This window comes from Streptomyces sp. SYP-A7185 (assembly GCF_046103685.1).
Lineage (GTDB): Bacteria > Actinomycetota > Actinomycetes > Streptomycetales > Streptomycetaceae > Streptomyces.
Genome location: NZ_CP122310.1, coordinates 2,286,481 through 2,305,875, shown reverse-complemented (window position 1 = coordinate 2,305,875; position 19,395 = coordinate 2,286,481). Strand labels below are relative to the sequence as shown.

At 71.1% G+C, this 19,395-nt stretch carries 20 protein-coding genes; 15 read left to right on the top strand and 5 right to left on the bottom strand.

All coding sequences use genetic code 11. The annotated features are described in order from the left end of the window. The first annotated feature begins 20 nt into the window (after positions 1-20). From QBL25_RS10045 to QBL25_RS10000, 10 genes are all read left to right on the top strand, one after another. Positions 21-1,022: an FKBP-type peptidyl-prolyl cis-trans isomerase gene (locus QBL25_RS10045; protein WP_409062600.1), complete on the top strand. Its 1,002-nt coding sequence runs from the start codon at positions 21-23 to the stop codon at positions 1,020-1,022. A 43-nt stretch (positions 1,023-1,065) separates the two neighbouring features. After that, complete coding sequence (locus tag QBL25_RS10040) at positions 1,066-1,440, top strand: FKBP-type peptidyl-prolyl cis-trans isomerase (protein WP_409056668.1); 375 nt, start codon at positions 1,066-1,068, stop codon at positions 1,438-1,440. A gap of 138 nt (positions 1,441-1,578) precedes the next feature. Continuing rightward, positions 1,579-2,532, top strand: a complete 954-nt coding sequence (locus QBL25_RS10035; protein WP_409056667.1) for a helix-turn-helix transcriptional regulator — start codon at positions 1,579-1,581, stop codon at positions 2,530-2,532. A 14-nt stretch (positions 2,533-2,546) separates the two neighbouring features. Next, on the top strand, positions 2,547-3,536 hold the full coding sequence (locus tag QBL25_RS10030) for a helix-turn-helix transcriptional regulator (RefSeq protein WP_409056666.1): 990 nt from the start codon (positions 2,547-2,549) through the stop codon (positions 3,534-3,536). Continuing rightward, entirely contained in the window at positions 3,533-3,799 is a 267-nt protein-coding gene (locus tag QBL25_RS10025; RefSeq protein ID WP_409056665.1) for a hypothetical protein, read from the top strand. Before QBL25_RS10030 ends, QBL25_RS10025 begins: the two co-directional genes overlap by 4 nt. 9 nt (positions 3,800-3,808) lie before the next feature. Then, positions 3,809-4,006 (top strand): hypothetical protein, encoded by a 198-nt coding sequence (locus QBL25_RS10020; RefSeq protein WP_409056664.1) that lies wholly within the window; start codon positions 3,809-3,811, stop codon positions 4,004-4,006. 249 nt (positions 4,007-4,255) lie between these two features. Then, a complete protein-coding gene (gene tatA / locus QBL25_RS10015) occupies positions 4,256-4,549 on the top strand; it encodes a Sec-independent protein translocase subunit TatA (protein ID WP_409056663.1) in 294 nt (97 codons plus the stop codon). A 47-nt stretch (positions 4,550-4,596) separates the two neighbouring features. Continuing rightward, positions 4,597-5,568 (top strand): twin-arginine translocase subunit TatC, encoded by a 972-nt coding sequence (tatC, locus tag QBL25_RS10010; RefSeq protein WP_409056662.1) that lies wholly within the window; start codon positions 4,597-4,599, stop codon positions 5,566-5,568. A 42-nt stretch (positions 5,569-5,610) separates the two neighbouring features. Further along, complete coding sequence (locus QBL25_RS10005) at positions 5,611-6,519, top strand: diacylglycerol kinase (RefSeq protein WP_409056661.1); 909 nt, start codon at positions 5,611-5,613, stop codon at positions 6,517-6,519. Positions 6,520-6,571: 52 nt separating this feature from the next. Further along, positions 6,572-9,382: a DEAD/DEAH box helicase gene (locus QBL25_RS10000; protein WP_409056660.1), complete on the top strand. Its 2,811-nt coding sequence runs from the start codon at positions 6,572-6,574 to the stop codon at positions 9,380-9,382. Between the two features lie 143 nt (positions 9,383-9,525). On the opposite strand, the gene QBL25_RS09995 is transcribed toward QBL25_RS10000, so the two are convergent. Then, the gene (locus QBL25_RS09995; RefSeq protein WP_409056659.1) at positions 9,526-10,626 is read right to left on the bottom strand and encodes an LLM class flavin-dependent oxidoreductase; all 1,101 of its coding nucleotides are present in this window, start codon (positions 10,624-10,626) and stop codon (positions 9,526-9,528) included. A 491-nt stretch (positions 10,627-11,117) separates the two neighbouring features. On the opposite strand from QBL25_RS09995, the gene QBL25_RS09990 reads away from it, so the two are divergent. From QBL25_RS09990 to QBL25_RS09970, 5 genes are read left to right on the top strand one after another with little or no spacing between them, the layout of a single operon-like run. Continuing rightward, positions 11,118-12,755: an ATP-binding protein gene (locus tag QBL25_RS09990; RefSeq protein WP_409056658.1), complete on the top strand. Its 1,638-nt coding sequence runs from the start codon at positions 11,118-11,120 to the stop codon at positions 12,753-12,755. After that, the gene (locus tag QBL25_RS09985) at positions 12,752-13,159 is read left to right on the top strand and encodes a roadblock/LC7 domain-containing protein (protein WP_361834221.1); all 408 of its coding nucleotides are present in this window, start codon (positions 12,752-12,754) and stop codon (positions 13,157-13,159) included. Before QBL25_RS09990 ends, QBL25_RS09985 begins: the two co-directional genes overlap by 4 nt. Continuing rightward, positions 13,156-13,545 carry a DUF742 domain-containing protein gene (locus tag QBL25_RS09980; RefSeq protein ID WP_409056657.1) on the top strand — a complete coding sequence of 130 codons (390 nt, stop codon included), beginning with the start codon at positions 13,156-13,158 and terminating at the stop codon, positions 13,543-13,545. Before QBL25_RS09985 ends, QBL25_RS09980 begins: the two co-directional genes overlap by 4 nt. Next, positions 13,526-14,140 carry a GTP-binding protein gene (locus QBL25_RS09975; protein WP_409056656.1) on the top strand — a complete coding sequence of 205 codons (615 nt, stop codon included), beginning with the start codon at positions 13,526-13,528 and terminating at the stop codon, positions 14,138-14,140. Before QBL25_RS09980 ends, QBL25_RS09975 begins: the two co-directional genes overlap by 20 nt. A 55-nt stretch (positions 14,141-14,195) precedes the next feature. Next, entirely contained in the window at positions 14,196-15,683 is a 1,488-nt protein-coding gene (locus QBL25_RS09970) for a cytochrome P450 (protein ID WP_409056655.1), read from the top strand. A 3-nt stretch (positions 15,684-15,686) separates the two neighbouring features. Here QBL25_RS09970 and QBL25_RS09965 read toward each other — a convergent pair whose 3' ends face one another. The 4 genes from QBL25_RS09965 to QBL25_RS09950 form a co-directional block, all read right to left on the bottom strand. Further along, on the bottom strand, positions 15,687-16,661 hold the full coding sequence (locus tag QBL25_RS09965) for a pseudouridine synthase (RefSeq protein ID WP_409056654.1): 975 nt from the start codon (positions 16,659-16,661) through the stop codon (positions 15,687-15,689). Positions 16,662-16,726: 65 nt separating this feature from the next. Continuing rightward, positions 16,727-17,326 (bottom strand): GNAT family N-acetyltransferase, encoded by a 600-nt coding sequence (locus tag QBL25_RS09960; RefSeq protein ID WP_409056653.1) that lies wholly within the window; start codon positions 17,324-17,326, stop codon positions 16,727-16,729. 227 nt (positions 17,327-17,553) lie between these two features. After that, positions 17,554-18,396 carry a siderophore-interacting protein gene (locus QBL25_RS09955; RefSeq protein WP_409056652.1) on the bottom strand — a complete coding sequence of 281 codons (843 nt, stop codon included), beginning with the start codon at positions 18,394-18,396 and terminating at the stop codon, positions 17,554-17,556. Between the two features lie 52 nt (positions 18,397-18,448). Then, the gene (locus QBL25_RS09950) at positions 18,449-19,354 is read right to left on the bottom strand and encodes a 5'-3' exonuclease H3TH domain-containing protein (RefSeq protein WP_409062599.1); all 906 of its coding nucleotides are present in this window, start codon (positions 19,352-19,354) and stop codon (positions 18,449-18,451) included. Positions 19,355-19,395 lie beyond the last annotated feature (41 nt).

Below are 19,395 nucleotides of genomic sequence, written 5' to 3'. Positions count from 1 at the left end.
ACCGATACGAGGCCCCCACCGTGCGCCGACGCTCACTTCTCCTTGCTGTTCCGGCCGGCCTGCTCACGCTGGCCGGGTGTGGTGACGACAAGAAGGCCGACAAGGCCAAGTCAAGCGACACCCCGTCCCCCTCCAACTCGTCCTCGGCCGCGCCGACGGCGAAGATCGTGGACGGGCCCCTGCCCGAGATCACGAAGGGGACGAAGTTCGGCCAGAAGCCGACCGTCGCGAAGGGGCCCGGCAAGCCGTCCTCCGACCTCGCGGTCAAGACCCTGGTCGAGGGCAAGGGCGCCGAGGTGAAGAAGGGCGACTACCTCCAGGCGAACTACCTCGGCCAGATCTGGGCCACCGCCAAGGTCTTCGACAACTCGTACGACCGCGGGAACCCCACCGTCTTCCCGATCGGCGTGGGACAGGTCATCCCGGGCTGGGACCAGGCTCTCGTGGGCAAGAAGCTCGACAGCCGCGTGCAGCTCGCGATCCCCCCGAAGATGGGGTACGGCACCGAGGGCAACAAGCAGGCGGGCATCAAGGGCGACGACACGCTGGTCTTCGTCGTCGATCTGGTGGGCACCTTCAGCGCCAAGAGCTCGGCCAAGGGCAAGGAGGTCGCGCAGTCCAACATCGACCTGCCCAAGGTCGGCACGAACACCGACGGCAAGGCCCCCTCGATCGACGTCCCGAAGAAGGACGCCCCCAAGAAGCTCGTCGCTACGTACATCCTCGAGGGCGACGGGGAAGAGATCAAGGAGACCGACAGCCTCCTGTGCCAGTACAAGGGCGTGCTGTGGGCCGACGGCAAGGAGTTCGACTCCTCGTACAAGAGGAACGAACTCGCCTCGTTCCAGCTCGCTCAGGTCGTCAAGGGCTGGGCGCAGGGCCTGACCGGCAAGAAGGTCGGCAGCCGCGTCCTGGTCGTCGTCCCCCCGAAGCTCGGGTACGGTGACCAGCCGCCGCAGGGCAGCACCATCAAGAAGGACTCCACGCTGGTCTTCACCGTGGACATCCTCGCGAAGATGTAACACTGTCCCGGCTGGTCATTCGTATCAAAGCAGGAGCATTGACGTGAGCATCGAGAAGCCCGAGATCGACTTCCCCGACGGTCCGGTCCCCACCGACCTTCAGATCGTGGACATCTGGGAGGGCGACGGCGCGGAGGCGAAGGCCGGCGACACCGTCCAGGTTCACTACGTGGGCGTTTCCTTCTCCACCGGTGAAGAGTTCGACGCCTCCTGGAACCGCGGCAACCCGCTCGCGTTCCAGCTGGGCGCCGGTCAGGTCATCGCCGGCTGGGACCAGGGCGTCCAGGGCATGAAGGTCGGCGGCCGCCGCAAGCTGACCATCCCCGCCCACCTCGCGTACGGCGAGCGGGGTGCCGGTGGCGGCGCCATCGCGCCCGGCGAGACGCTGATCTTCGTCTGCGACCTCGTCGCCGTCTGAGACACGACCGGGGCCAGGGTCTGACCGGACCTGTCCACCGAGGGTCCATGCCTGTTCGGGCATGGGCCCTCGGCTTTTGATACGACACCCGGGGGCGGTACCGTCGGCGGTCGGAAGTCATGCTGAGAAAGGGCGTCGATGGCCATTGCCAAGGCCGAGCGGCTGATGAACCTGGCGCTGTGCCTGCTCGGGACGCGTCGGCCGCTCAGCAAGCGCGAGCTGCGCGAGTCCATCGAGGCCTATCTGGAGGCGGGGTCGGACGACTCCTTCAACCGGATGTTCGAGCGCGACAAGGACGATCTGCGCGAACTCGGCCTGGTCATCGAGACGGTGGAGAACCTCGACGGCGAGGTGGGCTATCTCGCGCGCCGCGACAGCAACCGCCTGCCGCCCATCACCATCGACGCCGAGGAGGCCGCAGCGCTCGGCCTGGCCGCCAAGGTCTGGCAGCAGGCGCGCCTCGCCGGAGCCGCCAGCGGCGCCCTCCAGAAGCTGCGCGCCGCGGGCCTGCCCGAGGACGTCGACCCGTACGGGACCCACAGCGCCCTCGAACCGCGCATCCCCGTGCACGAGGCGTCCTTCGAGCCGCTGATGCTGGCCTGCCGCGACCGCCGCCCCGTGATCTTCGACTACCGCAAGGCCACCGCGGCCCGCCCCGAGCCCCGGCACGTCGAGCCGTGGGCCCTGGAGTGCTGGCGCGGCCACTGGTACCTCGCGGGCTGGGACCGCGACCGGGGGGCCGAGCGCGTCTTCCGGCTCTCCCGCATCACCGGGAAGGTCCGCGCCCGGGCCGGCAAGTTCACCGCCGACGTCCCCGACGTCGTGACGGTGCGCGAGACCGTCGCGGGCTGGGCGGGGGAGAGCGCCGACCGCTCCGCCCTGATCCGACTGCGCAAGGGCGCGGGCTATCCGCTGCGCGCCAAGGCCGCCCGCATACGCGAGGCGGGCGAGGGGTGGGACGAGTTGGAGATTCCTTACGGGCACGGGCTCGACGCCTGGCTGGTGGAGTTCGGGCCCGACGTGGTGGTCCTGGAGCCGGCCGAGCTGCGGGCCGACGTGGTGGACCGGCTGCGCGCCGTGGCCAAGGGCTGAGGGGCGGACCGACCATGGCATCGAACGCCATCGACCAGACCCGGCGGATGCTCTCCCTGGTGACGTATCTGCGCGAGCGCCCCGGCGCGCACGTCCAGGACGTGGCCCGCGCCTTCGGGATCACCGAGGACGAGCTGATCTCCGACCTGGACGTGCTGCCGCTGTGCGGGACCAGCTTCCGCGGCGGCGACCTCCTGGACATCGACACCGACGGCGACCGCATCTGGTGGCACAACCCGGACGACGTGGCGGCCCCCCTGCGGCTCGCCGCCGACGAGGCGACCGCGCTCCTGGTGGCCGCCCGCGCGGTCTCCACCCTCCCGGGGCTGCGCGAGAGCGACCGGCAGGCCCTGGTGCGCGCCACGGCCAAGCTGGAGACGGCGGCCGGTGAGAACGCGGGCGCCAGCGCGCGCCTGTCGGTGACCTTCGAGTCCGAGGGCGGCGTCTTCGCCGACGTCGACCGCGCGATCTCCGAGCGGCGCAGGCTCTGGCTGCGCTACTACTCCCCGGCGCGCGACGAGCTCACCGAGCGCGAGGTCGACCCGATCCGGCTCTTCGCCGTGGGCCACACGTACATGGAGGGGTGGTGCTACCTCTCCGAGGCGCGCCGCACCTTCCGTCTGGACCGGGTCGCCGAGATCAAGATCCTGGACGAGCCGTCCGCGCCGCCCGAGGTCGAGCTGCGCGACCTCTCCGAGGGGCTCGTGCAGCCCGCCGCCGAGGACCCCGAGGTGGTCATCGAGGTCGGGCCCGGCGGCCGCTGGGTGGCCGAGTACTACCCCCACGACAGCGCCGAGGAACTGCCCGACGGCGGTCTGCGGATCACGCTGCGCACCCCGGACCCGACCTCGCTGCGCAGGCTCGCCCTGCGGCTCGGCGGGGACGGCCACATCGTCTCCCCGGCGGACCTCGCGGACAGCGCACGGCTGGCGGCCCGCGAGGCGCTCGCCGCCTATGACCAGCACCCCGAGGGGTCGTACGACAGGCAGGAGCAAGGGCGATGAACACCAGCCTCATGTCCGAGATTCCCGGAATGTCGAGAATCGCCCCCGTGCTCTTCAAGGCCGCGTGCCCCGACTGCCGCGCCCGCTTCGAACTCTCCGCGGGCGCCCTGCGGTTGGCCATCGGCGCCTCCGCCCGCACCACCTTCTACTCGTTCACCTGCCCCGAGTGCGGCAACGCGGTGCGCAAACCCGCGGGCGAGCGCATCGTCGAACTGCTCACCGGCGGCGGGGTGCGGACACTGCGTCTGCACTCGACCGTCTAGGCTCGGCGCATGTTCTGGGCGATGGTGGCGATTGCCGCGGGGTTCTGTGGCCTCGCCGTGCTCGGCGTGCTGGCGATCCGGGTCTTCGTGGAGGCGCAGCGGCTCGGCGCGCAAGTGACGCAGACCACACAGCGGATCAACCGTGCGGCGGAGGACCTCGAAGCGGCGGCGACGGGTGCGGCCCGTGCGGGCCGAGATGTCCTGTAATTCCCGCGAACCGGCTGGACACGGCTGAGGCGCACATCGACGCCGCGGCCTGTCAACTTCGCATGCCCGGAAGGTACGCTTCTCAAGTGGCCCGGAGTGCGAGGCGCGGGCCGCAACTGGGAGTACGCACAGGGATTGCCCTGCGTTCACCCCTGAGCGTTACGATCGCTGCCAGCACGGTGGCCGGACAGCACGTCCGGCCTGTCCGGCAGCCCCGCCCCTGCCGCCTCGGTGAGAAGGTAAAGACCTATGTTCGGAAAGATCGGCGCCCCCGAGATCATTCTCATTCTCGTCGTCATCGTTCTGCTGTTCGGCGCGAAGAAGCTTCCCGACATGGCCCGGTCGCTCGGCAAGTCCGCGCGCATCCTCAAGAGCGAGGCCAAGGCGATGAAGTCGGACGGGAAGAAGGACGAGGCCGCCCCGGCCGACCCGCCCACCGACCCCGCCGCCACCGTCCAGCCGCGCACCATCCAGGCCGCGCCCGGCGACGTGACCAGCTCGCGCCCGGTCACCGAGCCCACCGACAGCACGACTAAGCGCTGATCCAAGGCCGGCGACGGCCGGCCTGCCGCACGAGATGAGGACGTGGGTTGCTCAAGTCTGCCCGCAAGAAGGAACAGGATCCCGAGGGGCGGATGCCTCTTGCGGAGCACCTGCGTGAGCTGCGCAACCGACTGGCCAAAGCCGTGCTGGCCATCATCGTCGTCGCGGTCGTCGCCGCCTTCTTCTACAAGGACATCATCGAGTTCTTCACGAACCCGATCCTGAGCTCCGTGGGGTGCGAGTCCAGCTTCGCCGAGCTGGCGGAGAAGGGCGGCGAGGAGACCTGCGCCCGCATCGTCCTGAACGGTCTGCTCACGCCGTTCACGCTCGCCCTGAAGATCTCCCTCATGGCCGGTGTGGTGCTCGCGTCCCCGGTCTGGCTCTACCAGCTGTGGGCGTTCGTCGCCCCGGGCCTGCACAAGAGCGAGAAGAAGTACGCCTACGGCTTCGTGGCCGCGGGCTTCCCGCTCTTCGTCGGCGGCGGCTTCTTCGCCTACAAGACGCTGCCGACCATGGCGCGCGTGCTGCTCGAGTTCTCTCCGGGCGGGGTGGACAACCAGCTGCCGCTCGACGAGCTGATCGACCTGGTCACCCGCATGGTGGTCGTCTTCGGCCTCTCCTTCGAGATGCCGCTCCTGCTGGTGATGCTGAACCTCACCGGGGTGCTCACCGGCAAGCGGATGCTCGGCTGGTGGCGCGGAATGATCATGGGCATCACGGTCTTCGCGGCCGTGGCGACGCCCAGCACCGACCCGCTGACGATGATCATGCTTGCCGGGCCGATCTGGGTGCTCTACTTCGCGGCCACCGCGTTCTCGCTCCTGAACGACCGGCGCAAGGCCAAGGTCGAGGCCGCCGGACCCGACGACGACGAGGCGTCCGAGCTGGACCTGACCCCCGAGGACGTCGGTTCGATCGAGCCCGTGGCCGCCCACCGGGCGCTGCCCGAGCAGGCGAGCGGCGACGGCTCCGGCCGGACCGACCGCGACCGCGTCAACGGTTTCGACGACGTCACCTGACCTTGTAGGGTCCTGCCTCAGACTCTGTCCGGGGGGACCCCAGTGACCAGCGACATCACCCTTTTCGTCAATCCCACCGCGGGCCGCGGCCGGGGCGCCCACGCGGCGCAGCCGGCCGCTTCGGCGTTGCGGGCCGCGGGGCACTCCGTGCGCACGGTCATCGGCGAGGACTCCGCCGACGCGCTGCGCCGGGCCCGGGACGCCGTCGCCGCCGGTACGGGTGCGCTGATCGCCGTCGGCGGTGACGGCATGGCGAGCCTCGCGCTCCAGGCCGTCGCGGGGACGGCGACGCCCCTGGGGGTGATCGCCGTGGGCACCGGCAACGACTTCGCGCGGGCCCTCGGGCTCCCGGTGCGTGATCCGGCCGCCGCGGGGAGGGTCGTCGCGCAGGCGCTGGACGCGGGGCGCACGCGCGCCGTCGACCTGGGCCAGGTGGGCAAGACGTGGTTCGGCACGGTGCTCGCCTCCGGCTTCGACTCGCGGGTCAACGACCGGGGCAACCGGATGCGCTGGCCCACCGGACGCTTCAAGTACGACCTCGCGATGGCAGTGGAGCTGGCGGCCTTCCGGCCCATCCCGTTCCGGATCACGCTCGACGACGAGCGGGTCCACGAGATCGACGCGACCCTCGTCGCCGTCGGCAACGGATCCTCGTACGGCGGCGGCATGCGGATCTGCGCGCGGGCCGACCTGGAGGACGGCCTCTTCGACGTCACCGTCGTCGGCGACTGCAGCCGTACGACGCTCCTGAAGGTCTTCCCGCGGGTCTACAAGGGCACGCACCTGGACCACCCCAAGGTCACCGTGTTCCGGGCCGCGAAGGTGGAGCTCGCCGCCCCGGGCGTCACCGGGTACGCGGACGGCGAACAGCTCGGCGGGCTGCCGCTGACGGCGCAGTGCGTGCCGGGAGCCGTGCGGGTCCTTGGGCCCGAGGGGCCGCACGAACCGTAAGACAGATAATGATCGTCCGTTGTCAGTGGTGGCCGGTAGGCTCGAAAGCACGATGACAGAGGACCTCTCACCGGCCGAGCGGTACGCGGCGGCGCGCGAGCGCGCTGTCGAGCAGGCCACCGCACTCGCCGGCTTCCGCGAGATGTACGAATTCGGCCTCGACCCCTTCCAGATCGAGGCCTGTCGGGCGCTCGAAGCGGGGAAGGGCGTGCTCGTGGCCGCCCCCACGGGTTCGGGAAAGACGATCGTCGGCGAGTTCGCCGTGCACCTGGCCCTGCTGCAGGGCAAGAAATGCTTCTACACCACGCCCATCAAGGCGCTCTCCAACCAGAAGTACGCCGACCTCTCCAAGAGATACGGCGCGGACAAGGTCGGTCTCCTGACCGGCGACAACAGCGTGAACTCCGATGCCCCGGTGGTCGTGATGACCACCGAGGTGCTGCGGAACATGCTGTATTCGGGCTCGCAGTCGCTGCTCAACCTCGGCTATGTCGTCATGGACGAGGTGCACTACCTCTCCGACCGCTTCCGCGGCGCCGTCTGGGAAGAGGTGATCATCCACCTCCAGGAGTCGGTGACGCTGGTCTCCCTGTCGGCGACCGTCTCGAACGCCGAGGAGTTCGGCGACTGGCTGGACACCGTGCGCGGCGACACCCAGGTGATCGTCTCGGAGCACCGGCCCGTCCCGCTGTTCCAGCACGTCCTCGCCGGCCGCCGGATGTACGACCTCTTCGAGGAGGGCGAGGGCCAGCGCAAGGCCGTCAACCCCGACCTCACGCGCATGGCGCGGATGGAGGCCAGCCGCTCGTACAACCCCCGGGACCGCCGCAAGGGCAAGATGGTCCGCGAGGCCGACCGCGAGCGCGAGCGCAGACAGCGGTCGCGGATCTGGACGCCGGGCAGGCCCGAGGTCATCGACCGGCTCGACTCCGAAGGCCTCCTTCCCGCGATCACCTTCATCTTCAGCCGCGCGGCCTGCGAGGCCGCCGTGCAGCAGTGCCTGCACGCGGGACTGCGGCTGAACGACGAGGACGCGCGGGCCCAGGTCCGCGAGATCGTCGAGGAGCGCACGGCCGCCATCCCGGACGAGGATCTGCACGTCCTCGGGTACTACGAATGGCTGGAAGGCCTGGAGCGCGGCATCGCCGCGCACCACGCGGGCATGCTGCCGACCTTCAAGGAAGTCGTCGAGGAGCTCTTCGTCCGCGGCCTGGTGCGTGCCGTCTTCGCCACCGAGACCCTCGCGCTCGGCATCAACATGCCCGCGCGCAGCGTGGTCCTGGAGAAGCTGGTCAAGTGGAACGGCGAGCAGCACGCGGACATCACCCCGGGCGAGTACACCCAGCTGACCGGCCGCGCCGGGCGGCGGGGCATCGACGTCGAGGGCCACGCCGTGGTCCTGTGGCAGCGCGCCATGAGCCCGGAGCACCTCGCGGGACTGGCCGGCACGCGCACGTACCCGCTGCGGTCCAGCTTCAAGCCGTCGTACAACATGGCGGTGAACCTGGTCGAGCAGTTCGGGCGGCACCGCTCGCGTGAGCTCCTGGAGACGTCCTTCGCGCAGTTCCAGGCCGACAAGTCGGTCGTCGGGATCTCCCGCCAGGTCCAGAAGAACGAAGAGGGACTAGAGGGCTACAAAGCCTCGATGACCTGCCACCTGGGCGACTTCGACGAGTACGCCCGCCTGCGCCGCGAGCTGAAGGACCGGGAGACCGAGCTCGCCAAGCAGGGCGCCAACCAGCGCAGGGCGGCGGCCGCCGCCGCCCTGGAGAAGCTCAAGCCCGGTGACGTCATCCACGTGCCGACCGGGAAGTACGCGGGCCTGGCGCTCGTCCTGGACCCGGGGATCCCGGCGGGGCGCGTGAACGGCCACCGCGGTTTCGAGCACCAGGACGGACCGCGCCCCCTTGTCCTCACGGCCGAGCGGCAGGTCAAGCGGCTGGCCTCGATGGACTTCCCGGTGCCGGTCGAGGCCCTTGAGCGGATGCGCATCCCGAAGTCGTTCAACGCCCGCTCGCCGCAGTCGCGCCGGGACCTGGCGTCGGCCCTGCGCACCAAGGCCGGGCACATCGTGCCGGAGCGCCACCGCAAGGGGCGCGCGGCCGCCGCCGACGACCGCGAGATCGCCCGGCTGCGCACGGAACTGCGCGCCCACCCCTGCCACGGGTGCGACGAGCGGGAGGACCACGCCCGGTGGGCCGAGCGCTACCACCGCCTGCGGCGGGACACCGTGCAGCTGGAGCGGCGCATCGAGGGGCGCACGAACACCATCGCGCGGACCTTCGACCGGATCGTCGCGCTGCTCACGGAGATGGACTACCTGCGGGGTGACGAGGTCACCGAGGACGGCAAGCGGCTCGCCCGGCTCTACGGCGAGCTGGACCTCCTGGCGAGCGAGTGCCTGCGGGAAGGAGTCTGGGAAGGGCTCAGCCCGGCCGAACTGGCCGCGTGCGTCTCGGCGTTGGTGTTCGAGGCGCGGATGGCGGACGACGCGCTCGCTCCCAAGCTGCCCTCGGGGAAGGTCAAGGCCTCTCTCGGCGAGATGGTGCGGATCTGGGGGCGGCTCGACGCACTGGAGGAGGAGTTCAAGATCAACCAGGCGGAAGGGGTCGGCCAGCGCGAGCCCGACCTCGGATTCGCCTGGGCGGCGTACATGTGGGCGTCCGACAAGGGCCTCGACGAGGTGCTCCGGGAGATCGAGATGCCCGCGGGGGACTTCGTCCGCTGGTGCAAGCAGGTGATCGACGTGCTCGGGCAGATCTCGGCGGCCGCTCCCCGCGAGGGCTCGACGGTGGCGAAGAACGCCCGCAAGGCCGTGGACCAGCTGCTGCGGGGCGTGGTGGCGTACAGCTCCGTCGGCTGACCCGCCCGTCGGAGCCCCGTCGAGCCCCGCCGGAGCCCCGACGGTTCACTCGACGGACCAGCCGACGGGAAAGCCGCGTGCGCCGGGGCCGGCCGGAAGTCTCCGGCCGGCCCCGGCGTCCGTTCGGTCAGGCGTCCGTGCGCTCAGGCGGCCGTTCGCACGGCGTCCCGCTTCGCGACCTCCTCGCGCACGATCGGGATCACGTGCCGGCCGAAGTCGATCGCGTCGTCCAGAAGGTCGTAGCCCCGGGCCGAGAGGATCTCGACGCCCAAGTCGTGGTAGTCGAGGAGCGCCTGGGCGACCGTCTCCGGAGTGCCCACCAGCGCCGTCGAGTTGCCCGCGCCCCCGGTCTCCGCGGCCGTCGGGGTCCACAGCGCGCGGTCGTGGCGCTCACCGGCCGCCGCCACCGCCAGCAGCCGCTGGGAGCCGGAGTTCTCGGGGTTCCTCAGCGGGTGGCGGCGGGACAGCGGGGCGCCCGCCTTGCGGGCCTTGATGCGGGCCAGCGTCGCGTGCGCCTTCTCCCAGGCCAGTTCCTCGGTCGGCGCGATGATCGGACGGAACGCCACCTGGATCCGGGGGACGTCGGTGCGGCCGGCCGCCTTCGCCGCCGCCTTCACCGACTCGATCTGCTCGGCGGTCTGTGCGAGGGGCTCGCCCCACAGGCAGTAGATGTCGGCCTCGGCGCCCCCGGCGGCGTACGCGGCAGGGGACGAACCTCCGAACGAGACCTGCGGATGCGGCTTCTGGAGCGGGAAGGTGTCGCTGACGAAGTCCTCGAAGCGGTAGAACGCGCCCTCGTGGTCGAAGGGCTCGTGCGAGGTCCACGCCTTCTTGATGATCTGGATGGCCTCGCGGGTACGGGCGTAGCGTTCGTCCTTGGTGCGGAAGTCGCCCTCGCGCCGCTGCTCGTGGTCGTTGCCGCCCGAGATGAAGTGCACCGCGAGCCGGCCGTCGCTGATGTGGTCCAGGGTCGCGAACGTCTTCGCGGCGAAGGTCGGGTAGGAGACGTTCGGGCGGTGCGCGACCAGGATCTGGAGCTTGTCCGTGCGGGCCGCGACGTAGGCGGCGGCGGGGGAGGGGTCGGGTGACCCCGAGCCGTAGGCGAAAAGGACCCGGTCCCAGCCGTGGTCCTCGTGGGCCCGGGCGAGCCGGAGCGTGTAGTCCTTGTCGAAGGAAGCGCCCGAGCGGGCGGTGACTTCGGAGCCTTCATTGGTCGCCGCGATGCCGAGAAACTCGACGGGCATGGTGGGGCCTCATCTCAACTGGTCCGGGTGTGCGCTGACTTGGGGGCAGTCAGGCGCAACACGCCGCGGACCACACACGACCGAAGTCGATGTGATCGCGGGTGACGAGACGCAGCCGGGGGCGCATGGGATCAGTGGAGCAGCCGTCCATGTGAGGCGTCAACCACGGCCTTCGCAGCTGTGTTCCCGGCTGTTCGGGACAATCACTCCGCGTGTTCGATTGATCGCCACGCGTGCAAATGGAGCCGAGTGTATGCCCGTGGCCAAGCGCCTTGCAGGGGGTTACTGAATATGACTCGGCGATGAATCCGGCGGACTAAGCTCGCCCGGAGCGCGGCGAGTTGAAACGAGTTGCGATAGATTCGCGCGCTTGTTCCCAGATCTTCAGATAGTTCCCCTACGTCCACTGCTTCCAACTCCCCGTAATCTCCCCACATTTCCTGGCATCACCCCCATTTCCTTCCCCCAAGACACATGTTCAGAGGGCATACATGGTGAGTGTTCAATCGCCTCCCGGTGGCCGACACACCCCTTACGCACGCGTGCTGTTGCTGCCCGCCACGCTGATGGCCGCGGCCACCGGAGCCGCGGTCGCCGCGGTGCCGGAGCCCGCGCGCATCGCGGTGGGCTGGTGCGGCGCGGTCGCGACCCTCGTGGTGGTCGCGGTCGCCGCCGAAGCCGTGCGCCGCGGCCGGACCATCCGGGAGTTGCACACCCAGTACGCGCAGCGGCTCGCTCATCTGGAGCGGCGCATCGCGTCCCATGACGACGAGACCATCCGCCTGGGCAGGGAGATCATCCCCGAGGCCGTCCTGCGGCTGCGGCAGGGCGAAGCGCCCTCGGAAGTGATCCGCCACCTCGTGGACGGCAACGAGACCTTCGCCGAACTCCCCGATTCTCAGCGGAAGATGCTCCGGAACGTCCTGGACACCCTGGACACCGGAGAGGCGATGCGCGAGTCCTCGCAGCGCGCCTTCGTCAACATCGCCCGGCGCGTCCAGTCCATCGTCCACCAGCAGGCCGCGGAACTGCGCGAGATGGAGGAGTTCCACGGACGCAACCCCGAGGTCTTCGACGACCTCCTGCGCATCGACCACGGCACGGCGCTGATCGGCCGGCTCGCCGACTCGATCACCGTCCTCGGCGGCGCCCGGCCGGGCCGCCAATGGCCCAAGCCCGTACCGCTGTTCAGCGTGCTGCGCGGCGCCATGTCCCGGATCCTGGAGTACCAGCGCGTCGACCTGCACTCGATCGCCAAGGTCGCGATCCGCGGCACCTCCGTGGAGCCGCTCATCCACGCCTGCGCCGAGCTGCTCGACAACGCCACGCGCTACTCCCCGCCGCAGACCCGCGTGCACGTCACCGCCGTCGAGGTGCAGACCGGCATCGCCGTCGAGATCGAGGACGGCGGCGTCAGCCTCAGCGAGGAGGCACGGGCGCGGGCCGAGCGCATGCTCGCCCAGGCCCAGGCCGGCATCGACCTGAACGACCTCGGCGAGAGCCCCCGCCTGGGCATGGCCGTCGTGGGACGGCTCTCGCAGATGTACAACCTCCAGGTCTCGCTGCGCCAGTCCGCGTACGGCGGCGTCCGGGCGGTGCTCATCGTCCCGCACGAGATGATCACCAACGCCCCGGCCCCCGGCCTCGCGCACGGCATCGGCGCCTCCGCGGTGCCCCGGGTGAACGCCGAGGGCGTGCCCATCGAGGAGGCCCGCGGCATCCGGCGCAAGAAGCCCCGCGTGATGACCGCGGGACCGCCGCTGCCCAAGACGCTCGACGCGACCATGGAGGACGACGTCCCCGAGGTCACCGAGTGGACGTCCAACGGCCTTCCGCAGCGCCGCAGCCGGGTCCGCACCCCGCTCGCCGAGCGGCTGGCCCAGGAAGCCGCGGACGAGCGGTACGCGGCGCAGCGCGCCCAGTACTCCCCGCGGGCTGTCGCACCGGTCGTACCCGAACCGGCGAAGAAAGAGGAGAAGGAACCCGGCCTCTGGATCGAGGCCTTCATGAAGGGCGTCAACGGCGACGAATCGGCGTCCGACGACCCGTTGTTCCCCAAGGGCCACAGCGAGAACGACCACGGCACCGCCGACAGTGCCGACAACGCCGACGAGGGGGGCTGGAAGTGATCCAGCAACGGGCCAATTTCGACTGGATGCTCAAGGAGCTCGCCGACGGCGTGCCGCAGACCCGGCAGATCGTGGTGCTCTCCGCGGACGGCCTGCGCATCGCACGCTACGGCGGCGACCCCGACGCGGCCGACCGCATCGCCGCCGCCTGCGCGGGACTCCAGTCCCTGGCCGCCGCGGTGGCCACCGAGATCCCGCGGAGCGACGGCGGGATGCGCATGGTCATCATCGAGGTCGACGGCGGGTACTTCTACCTGATGGCCGCGGGAGCCGGCGCCTACCTCGCCGTGCTCGCCGACGAGACCGTCGACGCGGGCCTCATCGGCAACCGCATGCGGGACCTGGTCGTCCGGATCGGCGCCCATTTGACGAGCCCGCCCAGGCGAGACGGGCAGGCCGTATGAATCCTCCGCAAGGCGAGAACCCCTCCCACCGAGACGACCCTCCCCAACGGGAACGGCGCAGCCCGGAGAACCCCGAGCGGCTCTACATCCTGACCGGCGAGGACACGGAGAGGGCACCGCTCGACCTCGTCACGCTGATCGTCGCGCACGGCGAGGCACCTCCCACGGCCGAGCCGGAGCACTCCGCCGTACTGCGGCTGTGCACGACCCCGCTGTCCGTCGCCGAGCTCTCCGCGTACCTCGCGCTGCCGTTCAGCGTGGTGACCGTCCTGCTGACGAAGATGCTCGGGGCCGACCTGGTACAGGCGCGGGCGCCGATCGTCCGCTCCACGCTCCCCGATCGTTCCCTTCTCGAAGCGGTGATGCATGGACTTCAAAAGCTCTGACACGATCACCGGGCCGAGCAGCGAGGACGTCCTGCCGCACACGGCCACGGCCGCCGTGAAGGTCGTGATCGTGGGCGGGTTCGGGGTCGGCAAGACGACGATGGTCGGCTCGGTCAGCGAGATCCGTCCGCTGACCACCGAAGAGACCATGACCCAGGCCGGCATCGGCGTCGACGACAACTACGGCTCCGAGACGAAGACGGCCACCACCGTCGCGATGGACTTCGGCCGGATCAGCATCTCCGAAGAGCTGGTGCTCTACCTGTTCGGCACCCCCGGCCAGGAGCGCTTCTGGTTCCTGTGGAACGGGCTCTTCGAAGGCGCGCTCGGCGCGGTCGTCCTCATCGACACCCGGCGCCTCGAAGTCAGCTTCGACGTGATCGGCCGCCTGGAGGAACGCGGCGTGCCCTTCGTCGTCGCCGTCAACGACTTCCCCGACGCACCCCATCACCCGATGGAGACCCTGCGCCGCGCCCTCGACCTGGACGACGCGGTCCCGATGGTGAAGTGCGACGCCCGCCAGCGCGCGTCGAGCCGGGACACCCTGCTGACCCTCATGCGGTACCTGCACTCCCTGACCGTGGCCCGCGTCTGACACCTCCTCTCATCCGCAACCCCGGATCCCCTTCCGCAACCCCGGAGCGACGAACGTGACGACCCCATCCCACTCCCGCCCCGGCATGGACGACCCCGCCATGCCACCGCCCGGCTGCCCCGCGCACGGGCTCGGCCCCGGCGGCCTGCGCCGGCTCTACGGCCCCGAGGCGGACACCGACCTCGCCGGCCTCTACGAGAAGCTGCGCGCCGAGCACGGCCCGGTGGCCCCGGCCCTGCTCCACAACGACGTGCCCGTCTGGGCGGTCCTCGGCCACAGCGAGAACCTCCACATGGTCCGCACCCCCTCGCAGTACACCCGCGACTCGCGCCAGTGGCGGGCCGTGCAGGACGGCTCCATGGGCCCCGACAACCCGCTCGCACCCGTCGTCACCTGGCAGCCCATGGCCAGCTTCGTGGAGGGCGACGAACACCAGCGGCTGCGCGGCGCGGTCACCGGCGCCATGGCCGGCCTCGACCACCGGGGCATCCGCCGCTACATCAACCGCTACAGCAACCTCCTGCTCAACGACATCTGCCAGGACGGCAAGGCCGACCTGGTGAGCGGCTTCGCCGAGCATCTGCCGATGATGGTCATGTGCCATGTCCTCGGCATGCCCGAGGAGTACAACGAGAAGATGGTGCAGGCCGCCCGCGACATGCTCCGGGGGACCGAGACCGCCATCGCGAGCAACGCGTACATCATGGACGCGCTGATGCGGCTCGTGGCGCGGCGCCGGGCGCAGGCCGAGGAGGACTTCACCAGCAACCTCATCGCACAGCCGGAGCAGCTCACCGACGAGGAGGTCGGCGCCCACCTGCGGCTCGTGCTGATCGCCTCGTACGAGGCGACGGCCAACCTCATCGCGAACGCCCTGCGCATGGTGCTCACCGACCCGCGCTTCCGGGCCCAGCTCAGCGGCGGCCAGATGACGGTGCCGGAGGCGGTCGAGCAGTCCCTGTGGGACGAGCCGCCGTTCAGCGCCATGATCGGCTACTTCGCCAAGCAGGACACCCAGCTCGGCGGCCAGCAGATCAAGGCGGGCGACGGCCTGATCTTCGGCATCGCGCCGGGCAACGTCGACCCGGTCGTACGCCCGGACCTCTCCGCCAACATGCAGGGCAACCGCTCCCACCTGGCGTTCGGCGGCGGGCCGCACGAGTGTCCCGGGCAGGACATCGGGCGCGCCATCGCCGACACGGGTGTGGACGCGCTGCTGATGCGCTTCCCGGACGTGGAGCTCTCCGTCGAGGAGCATGAGCTGCGCTGGACGTCGTCGATCCTCTCCGGGCACCTGGTGTCGCTCCCGGTGCAGTTCGCGCCGCGGCCCCCGCAGGACGTGATGGCGCGGCCGATGGCGCGGGTGCCGGGCGCGCGCAACGACTGGCACGTCTCGTCCCCGGCGCCCCGGCCCGCCTATCCCACGACTCCGGCGCCCCCGGCCGCCACGCCGCCGCCCGCCCCGGAGGCCGCACCGGTGGCGGCCGCGGTGCCCAGGCAGGGAGCGTGGCGCAGGCTGGTGACCTGGTGGCGGGGCTACTGACCGCTACGGTCCGCCCGCTGACGGACCCGCCCCGGAGCCGTACCAGGAGTCGTACGAGGTCCAGGCGCCCAACTCGCGTGCGCTGACGAAGCGGTGGTCGGCGCCCGTGACCGGGTCCCTGAACTCCAGGACGCGGGACAGGAGCTGGAGGGGCCGCCGGAAGGCGTCCGGCGGCACCGGCCCCGCGACCAGCGGGTAGACCGGATCGCCCAGGATCGGCAGGCCGAGCGCGTTCATGTGCACGCGCAGCTGATGGGTGCGGCCGGTGTGCGGGGTGAGCCGGTAGCGCGCCAGCGTGCCGTCGTGCTCGGCGCGTTCGACGCGGCTCTCGCTGTTGGGCTCGGCGCCGGGCACCTCGTAGGCGGCGATGACGCCGCGCTCCTTGACGATGTGGCTGCGCACGGTGCGGGGGAGCGCGAGACCGGGGGCGTGGGCGGCCACGGCCTCGTACTCCTTGCGCACCCGCCGCTCGCCGAACAGCGTCTGGTAGGCGCCGCGTTCCTCGGGCCGCACGGTGAAGAGGATCAGCCCCGCGGTGAGCCGGTCGAGGCGGTGGGCGGCGCCGAGCGCGGGGATGTCCAGCTCCCTGCGCAGCCGGGCGAGCGCGGTCTCGGTGACGTGGCTGCCGCGGGGCGTGGTCGCGAGGAAGTGCGGCTTGTCGGCGACGACGATGTGCTCGTCGCGGTAGACCACGTCGATGCCGAACGGCACCGGGACCTCCTCCGGCAGATCCCGGTGGAACCACACGAACGCGCCGGGCGCGTACGGATCGTCCGGTGTCACGGGGCGCCCGTCGACGCCGACGATCAGTTCGTCCCGCAGCATCCCGTCGATCACCCCGGGCCCGGCCTTGAGCCGCTCGACGAGGTGGTCCCGTACGGTCGCCCACGCTCCGTCGGCGGGCAGCTTGACCCGCATGGGGTCGACGCCGCGCCGCTGCGGCAGGGGAGAGGGCGGGATGCGGGGCTTGCGGGTCACAACCGGCAAGAGTACGGGCCCTGGCGGCCCCGCCCCGCCGGGCGCGGGGCGCGTAGGACGCGGGGTCAGCGGCTGCCCGTCGGGCCGTCCTCCCGGACCCGCGCGTGCAGATGCATGTCGAGCCAGCCCTCCTCGTGCAGGACCGCCCTGCGCTTGGTGCCCTCGGGGGCGAAGCCGGTCTTGAGCGCGACACGGCAGGACGCCTCGTTGGCCGTGGCGTGGGTGAGCTCCAGGCGGTGCAGGCCGACGTCGGCGAAGGCCCAGTCGGAGAGGGTGGTCAGGGCGCGCGGGGCGATGCCCCGGCCGCGGGCCGACGGCATGGTCCAGTACGCGACTTCGGCCTGGCCGTCGCCGAGCACGATCAGCCGCAGCGAGATCCGGCCCACCACCGCGTCCGTCGTGGCGTCGGCGATGGCCCAGTGCGCGTCGCGCTCCTCGGCCCAGGCCGCGCGCCAGCCCTCGATCCAGTCGCGGGTCTCGTCGACGGACTCGGCCCCGCGCGCGTGCCAGCGCTGGATCACCGGGTCCTGGAACGCCTCGTACACGGCGGGGGCGTCGGCCGCTTGCCAGGGGCGGATGAGGAGGCCGCCGGGGGCGGGGATGCGGGGCTGCTGTGTGCGGGCGAGGGCGCCCGGCGGCACGACGTCCGGGATCTTGGAGGGCATCCCGGCATGGTGCCAGCGGGGTCCGCCCGGGGGGAAACGATTTTGGTCTGACGTGGTCCGCGGACCGGTGGGGGCTGATCGCGCAGTTCCCCGCGCCCTGAAGGGGCTTGCCTGCGCCCGTCAGGGGCGCGGGAACTGCCGCCCCATCCTGCCGCCCCATCCGGCTCGAACTGCGCGATCAGCTCCCCGCTCAGCGGCAGACAGTGACTTGGCGGACCGGCGGCTGCTCAAGCCGAGGGCACCGACTCCTGCTCCGCCTCCACCTGTGCGTTCCAGTCGCGCTTGGCCGCCTGCCAGCCGTCCTCGTTGTGCCCCAGGCGCCAGTAGCCGGAGACCGAGAGGCGCTCGCGGGGGACCTCCCGCTCCACGCGGAGGTAGCGGCGGAGCTCCTTCACGAAGCCGGCCTCGCCGTGCACGAACGCCTGCACGTCGCCCGCCGGGAAGTCGAGGGCCCGTACGGCCTCGACGAGGGCCTCGCCCACGGGGCGCTCGCCGCGGTGCAGCCACCTGACGTCCGCGGCCGTGCTGATCTTCTGCTCCTCGTCCGCGTCGGCGACCTCGACGAAGGCGAACGCCGTGGCGCCCTCGGGCAGTGCCTCCAGGGAGGCGGCGATCGCGGGCAGCGCGCTCTCGTCACCGGCGAGCAGGTGCCAGTCGGCCGCGGTGTCCGGGGCGTACCCGCCGCCCGGGCCGAGGAAGCGGATCGTGGCGCCCGGCTCGACGCGCTTGGCCCACGGGCCCGCCAGGCCCTCGTCGCCGTGGACGACGAAGTCCACGGCGAGCTCGCGGGTCTCTTGGTCCCAGGAGCGGACCGTGTACGTGCGCGTCACGGGCCACTGGTCGCGGGGGAATTCCTCGCGGATCCGCTGGATGTCGAACGGCTCCGGGTAGGTCACGCCCTCGGCGCCGAAGAGCAGTTTCACGTAGTGATCGGTGGAGTCGCCCACCGCGAACTCGGCGAGACCCTCGCCGCCCAGGACCACGCGCTGCATGTGCGGGGTCAGGCGCTCGGTGCGCACCACCTGGGCGACGTGGGTCTTCGGTGCCTTGCGTGCCGGACGTTCTGCCATGGCGGCGGCCTCCCCTGATCAAATGTTGCTTAGGCTTACCTAAGCTAGCACCTCACCCCTGGAGAGTCGTGAGCAACCGCTTGAGCGCACCGCCCAGGTTCCACCGCTCCGCCAGCTCGTCCAGGGCCGCGGGATCACGGGGTTCGGCCGGCAGCGCGAGGTCCACGTCCGGCAGCGGGACGTCCCCCGCGACGCGGACCACCTTCGGCGCGACGGCGACATAGGCGCGGGACTCGGTGAGCCGCTTGCGCTGGGAGGGCGTCAGCTTGCTCATGGGGTCGTCCACGGCAGCCATGATTCCGGCCAGATCTCCGTACGCGTCGAGGAGCTTGGCCGCCGTCTTCTCGCCGATGCCTGGCACGCCGGGCAGGCCGTCGCTGGGGTCGCCGCGCAGCAGGGCCAGGTCCACGTATCCGGAGCCGTCCACGCCGTACTTCTCGCGGAGCCAGGCCTCGTCCGTGAGCTGGAGGGAGCCGACGCCCTTGAGGGGGTAGAGGACGCGGACGCCCCGCGCGTCGTCGACCAGCTGGTACAGGTCGCGGTCGCCGGTGACGATGTCGACCGGGCCCGTGGCGCGGCCGGCGTACGTACCGATCACGTCGTCCGCCTCGTAGGCCGGGACGCCCACGCGGGCGATGCCGAGGGCGTCCAGGACGTCCTCGATGATCGGGACCTGCGGCGCGAGGGTGTCCGGGGTCTCCTCGGCGTCCGGGCCCTGCTCGACCTCCTCGGCGACGCGATGCGCCTTGTACGAAGGGATCAGCTCGACCCGCCAGTGCGGGCGCCAGTCCGCGTCCATGCAGGCGACCAGGTCGTCGGGGCGGTGGTCCTGGACGAGCCGGGCGATGAAGTCGAGCAGGCCGCGCACCGCGTTCACCGGTGTGCCGTCCGGGGCCCTCACGGAATCGGGGACCCCGAAATAGGCCCGGTAGTACAGGGACGCCGTGTCGAGCAGCATGAGCCGTCGCGTTCGCTGAGTCACCTTCGCATCATGCCGCA

What these genes read in the sequence shown, in the direction of transcription:
- QBL25_RS10035 (WP_409056667.1), top strand. Translation starts at nt 1,579, where the DNA reads ATGGCCATTGCCAAGGCCGAGCGGCTGATGAACCTGGCGCTGTGCCTG.
- QBL25_RS10030 (WP_409056666.1), top strand. Translation starts at nt 2,547, where the DNA reads ATGGCATCGAACGCCATCGACCAGACCCGGCGGATGCTCTCCCTGGTG.
- QBL25_RS10025 (WP_409056665.1), top strand. Translation starts at nt 3,533, where the DNA reads ATGAACACCAGCCTCATGTCCGAGATTCCCGGAATGTCGAGAATCGCC.
- QBL25_RS10020 (WP_409056664.1), top strand. Translation starts at nt 3,809, where the DNA reads ATGTTCTGGGCGATGGTGGCGATTGCCGCGGGGTTCTGTGGCCTCGCC.
- tatA (WP_409056663.1), top strand. Translation starts at nt 4,256, where the DNA reads ATGTTCGGAAAGATCGGCGCCCCCGAGATCATTCTCATTCTCGTCGTC.
- QBL25_RS10000 (WP_409056660.1), top strand. Translation starts at nt 6,572, where the DNA reads ATGACAGAGGACCTCTCACCGGCCGAGCGGTACGCGGCGGCGCGCGAG.
- QBL25_RS09995 (WP_409056659.1), bottom strand. Translation starts at nt 10,626, where the DNA reads ATGCCCGTCGAGTTTCTCGGCATCGCGGCGACCAATGAAGGCTCCGAA.
- QBL25_RS09990 (WP_409056658.1), top strand. Translation starts at nt 11,118, where the DNA reads ATGGTGAGTGTTCAATCGCCTCCCGGTGGCCGACACACCCCTTACGCA.
- QBL25_RS09980 (WP_409056657.1), top strand. Translation starts at nt 13,156, where the DNA reads ATGAATCCTCCGCAAGGCGAGAACCCCTCCCACCGAGACGACCCTCCC.
- QBL25_RS09975 (WP_409056656.1), top strand. Translation starts at nt 13,526, where the DNA reads ATGGACTTCAAAAGCTCTGACACGATCACCGGGCCGAGCAGCGAGGAC.
- QBL25_RS09960 (WP_409056653.1), bottom strand. Translation starts at nt 17,326, where the DNA reads ATGCCCTCCAAGATCCCGGACGTCGTGCCGCCGGGCGCCCTCGCCCGC.
- QBL25_RS09955 (WP_409056652.1), bottom strand. Translation starts at nt 18,396, where the DNA reads ATGGCAGAACGTCCGGCACGCAAGGCACCGAAGACCCACGTCGCCCAG.
- QBL25_RS09950 (WP_409062599.1), bottom strand. Translation starts at nt 19,354, where the DNA reads ATGCTGCTCGACACGGCGTCCCTGTACTACCGGGCCTATTTCGGGGTC.